Here is a 14293-nt window from a genome sequence, read left to right as displayed (position 1 = left end):
CTTTATTTATAATTTTTCATAGCAACTCTAGCTTCTAAATCGGCTTGCTTTTTCTTTAAAGTTTCACGCTTGTCGTGCAAATTTTTCCCTTTAGCTAAAGCAAGGGTAGCTTTTACTTTATTTTTTGTGTTAAAATAAAGATCTAATGCAACGATAGTATATCCTTCTATACTTACTTTACCTAATAATTTATCAATTTGCTTTCTATGCATTAAAAGCTTTCTAGCACCTCTTTCTTCGTGTTTATAGAAAGAATGTGTAGTATGAAGCAATGAAATATGAGAATTAAGTAAAAAAATCTCATTTTTTATAATGCGAACAAAAGAGTCTTTAAGATTTGCTCTTCCTGCTCTTAAGGCTACAACTTCACTTCCTTTAAGGACAATTCCGGCTTCAAAGCGTTCTATGATGCTATAATCAAATAAAGCTTTTTTATTTCTCGCAATAATTTTCATCGATCAACCTTAAAAACACTACTACCGCTACCGCTTAGAAAAAAATCTTCTTGCAAGTAAGACTTCATTTTAGGATATAAAGTTGCACAAGGAGTAAATAAATCATTTAATTCTTTGTTTTTAAAGTTTTGTAACAACTCTTTTGTGCTGAGTTTTTTGTAGATTTGCGCTTGATTATTGTTTTTTTGAAAGTCAAATATTCCTCTATCAAATTCATCATAAACAGCTTTAGTTTGGCAAGATATTTGTGGAAAAGTCCATTTTAAATTAGGTATGTCATCTTCAAATTCTTCTATAATTTCGCCACAGCCACTTACATTAGCAGAGTGAAAGCCACTTAAAAAAAAGGCAATATCACTTCCTAGTTGCATGCTTAAATTTATAAGTTCTTGCAGGTTTAATTTTAAATTTAGGGTTTCATTCATTAGTAGTAAAAAACTCGCACAATCGCTACTTCCACCGCCAAGTCCAGCACATACTGGGATATTTTTTGTGAGTTTTAGGCTTTTTTTGCTAAATAATTCTTTTAATTCGTTATTATATCTTCTAGAAAGTAGCAAATAAGCTTTTTGAATAATATTATTTTCGCATTTAAAATTACTAATGATTTCAAATTCTTTTTTAGAATCTGATTCTTTATCAATAAGCTCAAGCTCATCAAAAACATCTTTTAAAAGTATAAATCGTGATTCTAAAAGATGATATTTTCTTGAGTCAAAACCGGTAAGTTTTAAAAAAATATTTGCTTTAGCGTAAGCTTTCATTTGATTAGTTTTTTGCTTAAGTCATCAAGTTTAATATCATTCTGAACAACAGAATGCAAATTTTCATCCTTTACTTGTTGAACAAGTTCTTTTCTAAGTATCATAAGGGATTTTGGAGCTTCTATACCTATTTTGGCATATCCTTTCCCTGTTTGAACGACTTTGATTTCTATACCTTCTCCGATAATTATACTTTCATTTTCTTTTCTTGATAATATTAACATTTTTCAACCTTATTTAGAAGATATTTTACTGTATTTTCTTTAATATTAATTATGCTAAAATATTTTTCTGTTTCAATATAATAATCTCCTTCATCATGAAATTCTAATTCTTCGACAAAAATTTTAGCACCATTTTCGAGTTTATTTAAATCCTTGATAAAATTTGGCTTTAGGTTAATGTATTTTAACACATTTAAGCTTTTCTCATTATTATAAACAAATTTGCCTTCTTTAATGCGCTCTAAAGAGCTTAAAGTCGCATTAATACCTAGTTTTCTAGCAAAAAGTTCACAATAAGATCTTATATAAGCACCTTCACTGACTGTGATTTCGATATTTAAAAAAGGATGATTATAGCTTAAAATCTTGCAATCAAATACTTCCATTTGACAAGGTTTTAAATTTACTTCTATACCTTTTTTTGCAAGTTCATAGGCGCGAGTTCCATTGATTCTTTTGGCGCTAAATTGCGGTGGTGTATAGGAGATAATTCCTTGCATTTGATCAATGATTTGTTGTAAATTTGCAAGATCAAATTCTTTTATATTTTTAATTTCTTTTATATTTTGATCATCAAGACTTAAGGAGTAAACTCCAAGCCATAAAGTAGCTTTATAGGTTTTTGGAGTTTTTTTTAAAAAACGGAAAAGTTTTGTATATTGTCCAAATGCAACGATTAAAACCCCTTTGGCGAAAGGATCAAGAGTGCCAGAATATCCTGCTTTTTTATTTTTATATTTTTTCTTTAAAGTACTTAAAAAGGCATTAGAACTTAAACCCCTTGGTTTAAAGGCTGCAAAGATCTTGTTCATACTGCTTTTTCCACAAAGCTTGCCATGATTACACGCATTATACCACCAAAATTAATATTAAGCTTTTCCTCTTTTCCGCTTTTATTAACTTCAACAACCCTGCCAATGCCAAAAATTTTATGTTTAACTAGATCTCCTTTGCAAAAACTAGTTTTTTGTATATTTTGATTTTTTGATTTTTCATTGGTTAATTTACTTTCTTCTAAGAAGCGACTAGGATTGATATTTGCTCTTGAACCATGATAAAAACGAGAATTTGCAACACTTATTGTGAGAAATTTCTTGGCGCGAGTGATGGCAACATAAGCAAGACGGCGTTCTTCTTCGAGATTTTCTTCGCTATTTAAAGGAAAAAATCCTTCATCAAAGCCTATTATAAAAACATAATCAAATTCCAAACCTTTGCTAGCATGAATACTCATCAAGCAAACACATTCTTCATCTAAATTATCTTGATCGCTTAATAAAGAAATTTCACTAAGTAGATCTTCTAAAGAAGCTTTGGGATCTTCTTTGAGTTTTTCTTTTAGATTAGCATAAAACTCATCAAGATTTCTGATTCTTTCATCTCCATCATCTTGCTCTGAAAAATAATCTTTAATTTTAAATAATTCTTCTATATTGTCAAAAACCTTTTTTGCATTATCGTAGCTTTTTAGAGTGTGAATATTTTGTATAAAAATATTTGCTTCATTTTGTGCTTTTTTTGTTGTTAAAATTCCTACACCACCATCGCTTTCGCATAGGGCGTCAAAAAGTGAAATTTGACGTTTTTTTGCATATTCTTCTAAATTTTTTAGGGCTTTTTCTCCTATGGATCTTTTGGGGCGATTAATAATACGTTTAAACGACAAATCATCGCTTGGATTTAAGATAAGTCTAAGATACGAGATTAAATCTTTTATTTCTAATCTCTCATAAAAACGCATACCACTAAGTAGTTTATAAGAAATTTGTTTCTTCATAAATGCTTCTTCTATTGCTCTTGATAGTGCATTAACTCGAAATAAAATGGCGATCTCTTTAGCTTCTACTCCAGAATTTAGCAATTTTTTCACTTCTTGAGCGATATATAAACCTTCATCTTTTTCGTTTTCGTTTTTTAATATTTTAATATTTTCCCCAGTATCTTTAGTGCAGATTAAAGTTTTTCCAAGTCGTTGCTCATTGTGAGATATGAGATTATTTGCTGCTTGTAAAATAGTCCCTACTGAACGATAGTTTTGTTCAAGTTTTACAAGTTTAACATTTTTAAAATCATTTTGAAAATTTAAAATATTTTCAATTTTTGCTCCACGCCAACTATAAATACTTTGATCATCATCACCAACAACTGTGATATTTTCATGCATACAACATAGATTTTTTAGAATTTTATATTGCAAGGTATTAGTATCTTGATACTCATCAACTGTAATGTAATTATAAAGTAAGCTTTGTTCTTTGGCAAAATTTATATCATTTTCTAAAATGAGATTGCTTAGCAATAAAAGATCATCAAAATCTACAAAATTTTGTTTTAATAAGTATTCTTCATAAGCACGGTAATAGTTGGCAAATTTGTATTCATTTTGATATTTTTCAAAATTATGTTCTTTTAGTAAATTTAAATCTTCAAAGACATTGCTTACTCTTTTGCCTTCATTTTTGCAATAAGATATGTATTTGATAATATCATAGACATTATCTTTGTTTTTATCATGGATTAAGTCTTTAATTATTTTTTTTGTATCATCTGTATCGATAACAATAAAACTATTTTTACGCTCCAATCTTTCAAAATGGAGTTTTAAAAATAAAAGTCCAAATTTATGAAAGGTACAAAGCAAAGGATTGTGATTGCCTTGCAGAAAATTTAATGCTCTATGACGCATAACACTAGCTGCTTTATTTGTAAAAGTAAGAGTAAGAGTGTTATGCGAGGGGATGCCTACTTCACCGATAAGATAAGCAAGACGAGTGGTAATAGTTTTGGTTTTTCCACTACCTGCACCCGCTAGGATAAGCATAGCTCCATCAATGTGGCTTACCGCTTGTTTTTGACTATCATTTAAATCTTCAAATAGATTCATTTTTTGAAAATATCTTTATTTTTTGGATTATTTAAAAATATATTTTTCGATTTTTGTAAATTTTTGCTATCTTCGCGTTTATAAAGGCTAAAATTAACAAATAAAATGCTATTTTCTATTTGAATTTGCGTGATAGCTCCTAAATCAACCTTTACAAAACTATCAAAATCATCATTGCCAAAACCTGCGTGAAATTGAATGAAATCTTTATTTAGTTGTATGGATTCAAAGGTGTATCCTCCAAGAGCAAAAAGAGCATAAGGATTTTGTTTAACATCAAGCTCTTTGGGAAGTTCAGGATTAAAATCTATGAAATTTGTATTTGCAACTATTGAAAATTCTATATTTTCTTCTATAAGATGTGAAATAATCTCATGGCAATGCTTTTGCATGGTATGGATAAAATTTTCATTTTTTAAAATTTTTTCTAGCATGATTGTAACTCCATAAATTCATTGATGAGTTTTTGAATTTCTTTTATGCCTATTTCCCAAAAATTTTCATCTTCTATATCAAAGCCAAACATTCCTACTAGTTCTTTTGGACTCACACTTCCGCCTAAAGAAAGCATTTTGATATAAAGTTCTTTAAAATTTTCACATTTTTTACTTTTGTAAAGTCCATAAAGAGCTAAAACTAAAAGTTGTGCATAAGCATAAGCATAGCAGTAGAAAGGAGAATGGATAAAATGAGGAATATAACTCCACCAAGAAGCATAATTTTTTGTAAGTTTTACGCTGTCTTGAAACATCTTTCGAGATTCTTCCATCCAAATTTTATTGATTTCTTCGGTGCTAAGTTCATTTTCTTGAGCATGTAAGCGTCTTTCAAAACAAGTAAAATTAATCTGTCTATAAAAAGTTGCAAAAATATCTTCGATTTTATTTGCATATAAAGATAAGAGTTCTTCTTTTTTTAACTTATCTTTAATAAAATCAAATACGAGCATTTCGGCAAAAACTGAAGCTGTTTCTGCGGTGGTTAAAGGCGTGTTTTGATTTAAATAGCTTACATTATACGAAAGTTTTTGATGGATAGTGTGTCCTAATTCATGTGCAAGTGTAAAAAGATCGCGTCTTTTATTGGTGTAGTTTAATAAAACAAAAGGATGTGCATCAGAAGTTGCAGAATGCGAAAAAGCACCCCCTTGTTTATTTTCTTGCGGATAAACATCAATCCAACCTTGATCAAAAGCATTTTTTGCTATATTATAAAATTGCGGAGAAAAAGCTTGAAATGCCTCTAAAACAATATTTTTACTTGTTTTAAAATCAAAACTTGCTTCTTTTCCTATGGGTGCATATCTATCATAGTCTTTAAGCTCATCATAGCCTAAAATTTGTTTTTTTCTTTTGTAAAATTGCGATACTAAGTTAAAATGTTTTTGCGCACTTGCTATCAAAGAATCAACGCTTTTTTGTGAAATTTGATTGCTGATATGTCTTGAAATTTCAGCATTTTCATAACCTCTTAATAAGCTTATATTTTTTCTTTCTGTTTTTATCATATTGATAATAAAACTTAAAAGTCTGCTATTTTTTTGCAAAACTTTACTGAATTTTTTAGCAGCTTTTTTGCGTATCTTTCTATCTTCATCATACATTTTGCTTAGAATTTCTTCTTCGCTAAGTTTTTTACCTTCAAAAGGGATTTTTAAAGCACTCATACTTTCATCAAAAAGTCTACTAAAAGCATTTGCACCTGTATTTGAAAGATAAAGCATAATGCGTTCTTCGTTTTTGCTAAGATTATAGCGTTTGTTTTGCAATAAATTAGAAAGATAAAAATCATAATCTTTGCAAAAAGTTGTAAATTCTCGACTTTTCTCAGGAGCTAACTCGCAAAATTCAAGCTCGAAAAAGAGTAAATTTTCTTCTATTTTTTTGCATTCTTCTTCGTATTGTGCGTAAAAAGAACCATTTTGAGTGTTTTTAGCAAAAAGCAAATAAGCATAAGTCATGATTTTACCAAGAGCTTGATTTAAATTTTCATAATCTTTTAAAGCTTGCAAAAACTCATTAGCATTTAATGTATAAAGTTTATTTTCATAGTTTTTTTTGAAATTTAAACTTTGTTGGATTTGATCTTGTGTAAAATTTTGCAATGATTCTTTATCGTGAAATAAAGCACTTAAATCCCATTCTAACATTTTTTATCCTTCATTTTCTAGTATGAGTTTTTTAAGAACAGCCATTCTAATAGCCACTCCATTTTTAACTTGTTTTAAAACTAAAGTCCTTTCATCGCTCATCATTTCATCGCTTATGTCAATATTGCGATTAACAGGGCCTGGATGTAGTAAAATAAGCTTTTTATCCTTTACTAAGCTTTTTTGAATGCAAAAATCATTTGCATAGTCTTTAAGTGAAGCATAAACGGTTTTATTATGTCTTTCTGTTTGTGTTCTAAGACTCATGATAATATCTGAATTTGCTATGATATTCTCATCAAGCTTATAATGTTTTTTAAGATGGGTATTAGGCATAAAATGTGGTGGAGCTACTAGGGTAATATCAAGATTAAACCTGCTTAAAAGTTCTATATTGGACGCTGCAACGCGGGAATTTTTAATATCACCTACGATGCAAATTTTTTTACCTTCGACATCGCCTTGAAAATGATTATAAATAGTAAATAAATCTAGCAAAGCTTGGGTAGGATGGGCGTGTTTTCCATCTCCTCCATTAACAACTGGACAATGCATATGCTTTGCTAATATCAAAGGAACTCCTGAGTTTGCGTGTCTTACAACAATAGCATTAGGACTCATGGCATCTAAATTAGCAGCAGTATCATAAAGAGTTTCTCCTTTGCTAGAGCTTGATCTTGAAACATCAAGGCGTAAAACCCTAGCACCTAATCTTCTTGCAGCGCTTTCAAAAGATGAAAGGGTGCGTGTAGAGTTTTCAAAAAAAATTGTCGTGATACTTTTTCCTTCAAGAAAAGTTCTAGGTTTTTCATCTAAGAAATCACTTGCTTCTTTAAAAAGCTCCATAATTTCGACTTTATTAAAATCCTTTGTAGTGATGAGATGACGCATGTTTTTACCTTATTTGATATTGTAATTTAATTCATTTTTAGAACAAATTGCTGTAAAAAGAACATCTGTAGAACTATTTAAAGCAGTTTCAACACTATCTTGAATAACCCCTATAATAAAACCTATGGCAACTACCTTCATAGCAATATCATAGTCTATATTAAATAAAGAACAAGCCAAAGGTATAAGCAGTAAAGATCCGCCCGCAACTCCGCTAGCCCCACAAGCTGCAAAGGTGGCAATAATGCTTAATAAAAAGGCTTGTAAAAGACTGATTTCTATACCAACGGTATTGGCTGCAGTAAGACTTAAAATAGCTATAGTAACTGCTGCTCCTGCCATGTTGATAGTAGCTCCTAAAGGTATAGAAATGCCATAAAATTCTTTATCTATGCCAAGTTTAGCGCAAAGTGCCATATTTACAGGAATATTTGCCGCTGAACTTCTTGTAAAAAAGGCAAAAAATGCACTGTGCCTTAAGCAGATAAAAATTAAAGGAAAAGGATTTTTTCTTGTATAAAAAAAGACTATTAAGGCATTGATAACAAAAGTAACAAAAAGCATAGTAGCTACAAGTAAAATTAAAAGTTTTACATAACTTAGCAAACCTTGTGCTCCTGTTTGTGCTACAGAATTAGCCACAAGTCCAAAAATTCCAAAAGGGGCAAGTTTTACTACAAATTTAACGATTTTTAAAACCCCTTCATTGATATCTATAAAAACTTGTTTTGCTTCGTTAGAACAGTGTTTGAATGCTATACCTCCAGCTATTGCCCAAGTTAAAATTCCTAAATAATTTCCGCTTGAAAGAGCATTTATGGGATTATCGACAATTTTAAATAAAAGATCTTTGAAAATATCACTCATGTGGGTTGGAGATGAGTTTGTAGCAGTTTGAACTCCATCTAAAACAAGCTTTACAGGGAAGAAAAAATTAGCAAGAACTGCACAAGCTGAAGCAAAAAAGGTGCCTACTATATATAAAATGATAATATTTTTGATCTTAGCACCACTTTGAGAAAAATCTTTAGTGCAAATTGAGGTTAAAATTAAAATAAAAACAAGCATAGGAGCGATAGCTTTTAAGGCACTTGTAAAAAGTATTCCAAGTAAATTTGCAATTTCAGATATTTCTTTAGAGCTAATGCCTATAAGTATTCCTAGTGCTATACCTATGCAAATTTGAACTATGAGGTTGCCTTTAGCGTAGCTTTGAATGATTTTAGAAAACATAAAAACCTTTTAAATATTTTTTATATCAAAAGTTGATTTTAACTAACTTTTGCTTAATTTTAGAGAATTTTTAATTTATCAAGCTTTGATAAGTTTATTTGGATACAATTGTGGTTCATTTTAAATGAAAGGACTTTTTATGTATCTATTCACTTCAGAAGTCGTAAGTGCAGGTCATCCAGACAAGTGCGCTGATATAATCGCTGATACGATAGTGGATATACTCTTGAAAAATGACAAAAATTCAAGGGTGGCGAGTGAGGTTTTTGTCGCAGGAAATAAGGTTGTGATAGGAGGCGAAGTTAAGTCAAATCACAAACTTAGTAAAGCTGATTACGATAATTTAGTTAAAGATGTTTTAAAAAACATTGGTTATGACGGAGCAGGCCATTTTAGCAAAGAGCAGTGTTTACATCCTGATGAGGTTGATGTTATGGTGTTTTTAAATGAACAAAGCCCTGATATCAACCAAGGTGTCGATCAAGAAGATGGCGAAACAGGAGCAGGTGATCAAGGCATTATGTTTGGTTTTGCAAGTTGTGAAGCTGAGGAATATATGCCAGCAGCTATTAGTTATGCAAGAATGCTATGTGATAGAGTTTATGCTTATGCAAAAGCAAATCCACATGAACTTGGAGTGGATATTAAAACTCAAGTGACTATAGATTATGGCACTAAGGCGAATTTTGAAAATTGCAAACCGCAAAGTATTCATACTATAGTAGTTTCTGCACCTTGTGTTGAAAGTATGAAAATAGAAGATTTAAGATCTTTAGTGATGAAACTTATCTTAGATAGTAATTTACCAAAAGAACTTTTTGATCCTAATAAGACTAGAATTTTAATCAATCCAACTGGTAAATATGTTAATCATTCTTCTTTACATGATAGTGGTTTAACAGGAAGAAAACTTATAGTAGATAGTTTTGGAGGTTATTCTCCAATAGGTGGTGGTGCGCAATCGAGCAAAGATTATACTAAAGTTGATAGAAGTGGACTTTATGCAGGTAGATGGTTAGCTAAAAACATAGTTGCAGCAGGGCTTGCTAAAAAATGTATAGTTCAACTTAGTTATGCTATAGGTGTTGCAAAACCTACTTCGGTAAGCGTTGATTGTATGGGCACAAATACCAGTGTAAATGACGATGTTTTAAGTGATTTTGTAATGCAAAATTTCTCTTTAACGCCAAATTGGATCCGTGATAAATTTCATCTGGATAAACCAAGTAAAGAAACTTTTCTTTATGCGGATGTAGCAGCTCGTGGGCAAGTAGGACAAAAGGACTATCCTTGGGAAAAACTTGATGCTCTAGAACAGTTTAAAAAGCTACTTTAAAAAATTAACAATATTATACAAGCTTAAACAAGGCTTGTATAATTATAAAGAATTAATAAAGTTATATTAATTTTTGACTTAGAGGGATATTTTTCAATATCCCTCATAAATATAAAAGTTAGGAAGGAAGCTAAATTAATTTAGCTTTGGGGTAAAAACCCCTCTAAGTCAAAATATTGTTTGACAGAATTATAATATAAAATAACTTAAATTACTTTAAAATTAAAATTTTAATATTATTTTTTATCATTAAATATTTCTTTGGATAAATTTTTCCAATCTTTGCTTAAAAGCTTTTTAGGGAGTATAACTATATTCTCTTTGCCATTTGTAGCATGATAAACACTAACCCCATATTTACTTGCATAAAATTTCATTAAGAGTTGCTGGAGTTTGTATTCGCTACTATTATTAAACCAAGCATTGTTGCTTAGGGCTATAATAATTTGTGAATTTTGATAGTTTTGTTCTTTGGTAGCTTCATAACAAATTGCATTTGTGATAATTTGATTATCTAATTTATATTTGCTTTGTATAGGACCTTTGGAAAATTCTTCAATATTTTTGAGAAAATATTTTTTTGTTAAGTCTTTAAAAAATGGAATTTCTTCACCAAAGGGAACTAAAAAATGCTTATTTAAAATATAGACATTGCCTTTTTTAAAGATATAAGTGCTATTGTAAGTATGCTCTTTTTCAACATGTAATGCTCCTGTAATAATGGTGATTTTATAAGATAATTCTTTAAGCATGAGCTCATATTTGGTATTTTTTAAATCAAAAGCAAAAGCGGTTTCAGGCAAGATTACAAGTTCTTTTTTTTCATTTATAGCTTGAAGTATATCTTGAATTAAGATATCAGAATTTGATTTTAAATTTTCTTGTAAAAATTTTTGATTTTGAGAGATATTAGTATTGATGAGTTTGTAGTTTAAATTAAGAGTTTGAGCTTGTTTTTCATTATATTGAAATCCACTAAAGAATAAAATAAGAACAATCGCTATTTTATAATATCTTGATATATAACCCTCATAGATGAAATATGCTATTAAAAATATGCAAATAATACCACGATAACTTGGGTCAAAAAAACCATAAACTGTAAAAATTCCCCAATTAAGCCAATCAAATCCTAAAGGATGGATAAAACTTATGCAAAAAATTCCACAAAGCCTTAAAAAATCAAATTTTAATAAATAACATAATCTAAAAAGTAGTCCATAAATAAAACCAATGATAATTGGTATAATTGGTACTAAATAGTTTAGATTAAAATAAATTGAAGATAAACCAATCCACCAAAACCAAAGAATCCCTACAAAAAAACCTATCCAAAAATATTGTTTAGAATTTTTACTTTTTAGAAGTAAAACTAACCCCCAAATAGCTAAAAATGGGCTAATAGTTTGTGTAAAAATATTTTCAAAAAATGATAGATAAATAGAATTTGAAAGTAAAATTGCAATAAAAAAGACTTTTATTATTTTAAAAATGATAGAATTAGTGTTTAATTTTTTTGGAATAAAGGAAAAATATGGCAGAAAATTCAATTTTAACTTCATTGTTACCTCTTGTAGTGTTATTTGCAATTTTTTATTTCTTGGTGATCAGACCGCAACAAAAACAAGCAAAAGCACATAAACAAATGCTTGAGTCTTTGCAAAAAGGAGATAAAATCATCACTAATGGCGGACTTATTTGTGAAGTCGTAAAACCAGAGGAGGATTTTATCAAAGTTAAGCTTAATGAAGACAATGTTACTGCAAAAATTTCAAGAGAATTTATAGCAAAGAAAATTGATGCGTAATTCTAAAATCAATTATCGCTTGATTATTTTTATAGCGGTATTTATTTTTGGAGTGGCTTTTTCACTCCCTTCTTTTTTGCAGTCAGAACGTGGTGCGAAGATTAATTTAGGGCTTGATTTGCAAGGTGGGCTTTATATGCTCTTAGGTGTAGATAATGAAGAAGCTGTAAAATCTAAAATAAAATCAATTGCATCTTCATTGAGTTATTCTTTTAATAAAGAAAATATTTTAAATGATGGCTTAAATACCCATGATGATATTTTAGAATTTACTTTGCTTGATAATGCAGATATTGCAAAAGTTGAAAATTTGCTTAAAGAAATAAAAGGAATTAATATACAAAGTGAAAATATGCACTATAAAATTTCTTTTACCTCAGAAGAAGTAAAAAATATAGAAAATTTTGCACTTTTGCAAGCAGTTGAAACCATAAGAAATAGGCTTGATCAATTTGGTTTAGCAGAGCCAACAGTTGCTAAACAAGGTGATGATAAGATTTTGGTTGAACTTGCAGGGATTAAAACCAAAGAAGATGAACTAAGAGCAAAAGAACGCATCACAAAAGCAGCACATTTGCAACTTATGGAAGTTGATGATTCTAAAATGGGTCAAGCTTCTACAATGAGCGATGCTGGGGCTGCGAGTTATGGACTGATTTTAGTGCCTGATTCTAGAAATCCAAATTTAAAATATACCTTAAAAAGTATACCTATTTTAGATGGATCTATGCTTACTGATGCTAGAGTAGGGATTAGTGATAAGAGTAATTATCCTGTGATTAATTTTACTTTAAATGCCGAGGGTTCTAAAAAATTTGCTGATTATACAGGAGCAAATGTTGGAAAGCGTCTTGCTATTGTACTTGATAATAAAGTATATTCTGCTCCATCTATCAATGAACGCATAGGTGGAGGTAGTGGGCAAATCAGTGGAGCTTTTACTCAAGAAGAAGCACGCGATGTGGCGGTAGCTTTAAGAAGTGGAGCTTTGCTTGCGCCTGTAAAATTACTTGAACAAAGAAGCATAGGACCATCTTTAGGTGCTGATAGTATTAAAATGAGTATAATAGCCTTAATCGGTGCATCGGTTTTTATTGTAGTATTTATGATGATGTATTACGGTGTGGCAGGAATTTTTGCAAATATTGCAATGCTAGTTAATGTTTTGGTAGTAGTTGCCGTTATGGCTATGTTTGGAGCAACTTTAACTTTACCAGGGATGGCAGGACTTGTTTTAACTGTGGGTATGGCAGTAGATGCAAATGTGATTATCAATGAGCGCATACGAGAACTCTTGCGAGATGGAGTAAATATAAGAACTAGCATAGAACAAGGTTATAAAAATGCTATGAGTGCGATTATAGATTCAAATATCACTTCTTTGGTTACTTCGGTAGCACTTTATGCTTATGGAACAGGAGCAGTTAAAGGTTTTGCTGTGACTTTGGGAATTGGTATCGTTGTTTCTATGATTACAGCTATTTTGGGAACTCATGGAATGTTTGATTATTTTATGCAACGCATAGAAAAAAGTAATAATACAAGATTTTGGTTTGGCTATAGGAGAAGATAATGCAGTTTTTTAGCGAAAAGAAAATTTATGATTTTATGAGAATGCGTTTTGCTGCTATTTCTCTTTCTTTTATTTTGTTTTTTGGTTCTATTTATTTGCTTTGGGATAGGGGTTTGCAATATGGCATTGATTTTAGCGGAGGAACTTTAGTTCAGCTTAAATATGAAAATGCAGCTCCTATAACACAAATTCGAGAAATTTTAGAAAAACAAGGAACTTTTCAAAATTTATCTGTAACTGAATTTGGAAGTAATGAAGAAGTAACCATACGCTTTTTAGGAAGTAATGATAATGTAAGCAATGATATAGGCGAGCATATAAGCACTCTTTTAAAGGATACGGGAAAATTTGAAGTGCGTCGTGCTGATGTGGTAGGTCCAAAAGTAGGTGATGAACTTAGAAATAAAGGACTTATGGCTATAGCCGTATCTTTGATAGCAATTTTAATTTATATAGCGTTGCGTTTTGAATGGCGTTTTGCTCTTGCGGCTATAATCAGTGAAATTCATGATGTTGTGATTACTTTAGGGGCAATTTCTTTATTTAAAATTGATGTCAATCTAGATACTTTGGCTGCTGTTTTAACTGTGCTTGGGTACTCTTTGAATGATACAATTATTATTTTTGATAGAATCAGAGAAGGCATTAAAACAAGTAAAAAAACCGAACTTGCACCTATTATCAATGAAAGTGTTTCAGCAACTTTATCAAGAACGGTTTTAACTTCAGGGTTGACTTTAGCAACCGTTGTGATACTTTATTTCTTTGGCGGGGAAATGATACAAGGATTTTCTTTGGCTTTAATTGTAGGTATTATAGCGGGAACTTTAAGCTCTATCTTTGTTGCAAGTCCGACATTATTATGGTTTAAATTTAGTGTGCTTGAGTTTAGAAATAAAGAAATTGAAAAAGCAAAAAGAAAACAAGATAAAGAACGCAATCGTGCAATGTATGAAAAAGGAACAGTGTAAGGAGAA

At 30.3% G+C, this 14293-nt stretch carries 14 protein-coding genes; 4 read left to right on the top strand and 10 right to left on the bottom strand.

The features are described from left to right. Nucleotides 1-2 precede the first annotated feature (2 nt). Genes smpB through sstT form a run of 9 tightly spaced genes read right to left on the bottom strand, consistent with a single transcriptional unit; the run spans nt 3 to nt 8600 of the window. Nucleotides 3-455, bottom strand: coding sequence for an SsrA-binding protein SmpB (gene smpB / locus FBF06_RS06415; protein WP_002853449.1), 453 nt, complete (start codon nt 453-455; stop codon nt 3-5). Further along, complete coding sequence (locus FBF06_RS06410; protein ID WP_032583766.1) at nt 452-1219, bottom strand: 4-(cytidine 5'-diphospho)-2-C-methyl-D-erythritol kinase; 768 nt, start codon at nt 1217-1219, stop codon at nt 452-454. Before FBF06_RS06410 ends, smpB begins: the two co-directional genes overlap by 4 nt. Continuing rightward, entirely contained in the window at nt 1216-1443 is a 228-nt protein-coding gene (gene csrA, locus FBF06_RS06405; protein WP_002852854.1) for a carbon storage regulator CsrA, read from the bottom strand. The genes FBF06_RS06410 and csrA overlap by 4 nt, the downstream gene beginning before the upstream one ends. Then, nucleotides 1437-2255, bottom strand: coding sequence for a tRNA pseudouridine(55) synthase TruB (truB, locus tag FBF06_RS06400; RefSeq protein ID WP_032583764.1), 819 nt, complete (start codon nt 2253-2255; stop codon nt 1437-1439). Before truB ends, csrA begins: the two co-directional genes overlap by 7 nt. Further along, nucleotides 2252-4327, bottom strand: a complete 2076-nt coding sequence (locus FBF06_RS06395) for a 3'-5' exonuclease (protein ID WP_052775743.1) — start codon at nt 4325-4327, stop codon at nt 2252-2254. The genes truB and FBF06_RS06395 overlap by 4 nt, the downstream gene beginning before the upstream one ends. Continuing rightward, a complete protein-coding gene (locus tag FBF06_RS06390; RefSeq protein ID WP_002867198.1) occupies nt 4324-4761 on the bottom strand; it encodes a hypothetical protein in 438 nt (145 codons plus the stop codon). Before FBF06_RS06390 ends, FBF06_RS06395 begins: the two co-directional genes overlap by 4 nt. After that, entirely contained in the window at nt 4755-6476 is a 1722-nt protein-coding gene (locus FBF06_RS06385) for a M3 family oligoendopeptidase (RefSeq protein ID WP_002901081.1), read from the bottom strand. The genes FBF06_RS06390 and FBF06_RS06385 overlap by 7 nt, the downstream gene beginning before the upstream one ends. Nucleotides 6477-6479: 3 nt before the next feature. Further along, nucleotides 6480-7367, bottom strand: coding sequence for an aspartate carbamoyltransferase catalytic subunit (locus FBF06_RS06380; protein WP_002859135.1), 888 nt, complete (start codon nt 7365-7367; stop codon nt 6480-6482). Nucleotides 7368-7376: 9 nt separating this feature from the next. After that, nucleotides 7377-8600 carry a serine/threonine transporter SstT gene (gene sstT / locus FBF06_RS06375; protein WP_032583759.1) on the bottom strand — a complete coding sequence of 408 codons (1224 nt, stop codon included), beginning with the start codon at nt 8598-8600 and terminating at the stop codon, nt 7377-7379. A 139-nt stretch (nt 8601-8739) separates the two neighbouring features. On the opposite strand from sstT, the gene metK reads away from it, so the two are divergent. Next, the gene (metK, locus tag FBF06_RS06370; RefSeq protein ID WP_002852836.1) at nt 8740-9936 is read left to right on the top strand and encodes a methionine adenosyltransferase; all 1197 of its coding nucleotides are present in this window, start codon (nt 8740-8742) and stop codon (nt 9934-9936) included. Between the two features lie 236 nt (nt 9937-10172). On the opposite strand, the gene FBF06_RS06365 is transcribed toward metK, so the two are convergent. Continuing rightward, on the bottom strand, nt 10173-11498 hold the full coding sequence (locus FBF06_RS06365; protein ID WP_168977589.1) for an apolipoprotein N-acyltransferase: 1326 nt from the start codon (nt 11496-11498) through the stop codon (nt 10173-10175). On the opposite strand from FBF06_RS06365, the gene yajC reads away from it, so the two are divergent. Genes yajC through secF form a run of 3 tightly spaced genes read left to right on the top strand, consistent with a single transcriptional unit; the run spans nt 11471 to nt 14287 of the window. Next, complete coding sequence (yajC, locus tag FBF06_RS06360) at nt 11471-11743, top strand: preprotein translocase subunit YajC (RefSeq protein WP_002786346.1); 273 nt, start codon at nt 11471-11473, stop codon at nt 11741-11743. The two genes, FBF06_RS06365 and yajC, sit on opposite strands and share 28 nt — an antisense overlap. After that, a complete protein-coding gene (gene secD, locus FBF06_RS06355) occupies nt 11736-13316 on the top strand; it encodes a protein translocase subunit SecD (RefSeq protein WP_052795909.1) in 1581 nt (526 codons plus the stop codon). Before yajC ends, secD begins: the two co-directional genes overlap by 8 nt. Continuing rightward, on the top strand, nt 13316-14287 hold the full coding sequence (gene secF / locus FBF06_RS06350; RefSeq protein ID WP_002853635.1) for a protein translocase subunit SecF: 972 nt from the start codon (nt 13316-13318) through the stop codon (nt 14285-14287). Before secD ends, secF begins: the two co-directional genes overlap by 1 nt. Nucleotides 14288-14293: the final 6 nt, after the last annotated feature.

Source organism: Campylobacter sp. CFSAN093227, assembly GCF_012897855.1.
Classification (GTDB): Bacteria; Campylobacterota; Campylobacteria; order Campylobacterales; family Campylobacteraceae; genus Campylobacter_D; species Campylobacter_D jejuni.
The sequence above is the reverse complement of the archived record's forward strand: the minus strand, read 5'-3'. Positions and strand labels throughout refer to the sequence as shown.

What these genes read in the sequence shown, in the direction of transcription:
- smpB (WP_002853449.1), bottom strand. Translation starts at nt 455, where the DNA reads ATGAAAATTATTGCGAGAAATAAAAAAGCTTTATTTGATTATAGCATC.
- FBF06_RS06410 (WP_032583766.1), bottom strand. Translation starts at nt 1,219, where the DNA reads ATGAAAGCTTACGCTAAAGCAAATATTTTTTTAAAACTTACCGGTTTT.
- csrA (WP_002852854.1), bottom strand. Translation starts at nt 1,443, where the DNA reads ATGTTAATATTATCAAGAAAAGAAAATGAAAGTATAATTATCGGAGAA.
- truB (WP_032583764.1), bottom strand. Translation starts at nt 2,255, where the DNA reads ATGAACAAGATCTTTGCAGCCTTTAAACCAAGGGGTTTAAGTTCTAAT.
- FBF06_RS06395 (WP_052775743.1), bottom strand. Translation starts at nt 4,327, where the DNA reads ATGAATCTATTTGAAGATTTAAATGATAGTCAAAAACAAGCGGTAAGC.
- FBF06_RS06390 (WP_002867198.1), bottom strand. Translation starts at nt 4,761, where the DNA reads ATGCTAGAAAAAATTTTAAAAAATGAAAATTTTATCCATACCATGCAA.
- FBF06_RS06385 (WP_002901081.1), bottom strand. Translation starts at nt 6,476, where the DNA reads ATGTTAGAATGGGATTTAAGTGCTTTATTTCACGATAAAGAATCATTG.
- FBF06_RS06380 (WP_002859135.1), bottom strand. Translation starts at nt 7,367, where the DNA reads ATGCGTCATCTCATCACTACAAAGGATTTTAATAAAGTCGAAATTATG.
- sstT (WP_032583759.1), bottom strand. Translation starts at nt 8,600, where the DNA reads ATGTTTTCTAAAATCATTCAAAGCTACGCTAAAGGCAACCTCATAGTT.
- metK (WP_002852836.1), top strand. Translation starts at nt 8,740, where the DNA reads ATGTATCTATTCACTTCAGAAGTCGTAAGTGCAGGTCATCCAGACAAG.
- yajC (WP_002786346.1), top strand. Translation starts at nt 11,471, where the DNA reads ATGGCAGAAAATTCAATTTTAACTTCATTGTTACCTCTTGTAGTGTTA.
- FBF06_RS06365 (WP_168977589.1), bottom strand. Translation starts at nt 11,498, where the DNA reads ATGAAGTTAAAATTGAATTTTCTGCCATATTTTTCCTTTATTCCAAAA.
- secD (WP_052795909.1), top strand. Translation starts at nt 11,736, where the DNA reads ATGCGTAATTCTAAAATCAATTATCGCTTGATTATTTTTATAGCGGTA.
- secF (WP_002853635.1), top strand. Translation starts at nt 13,316, where the DNA reads ATGCAGTTTTTTAGCGAAAAGAAAATTTATGATTTTATGAGAATGCGT.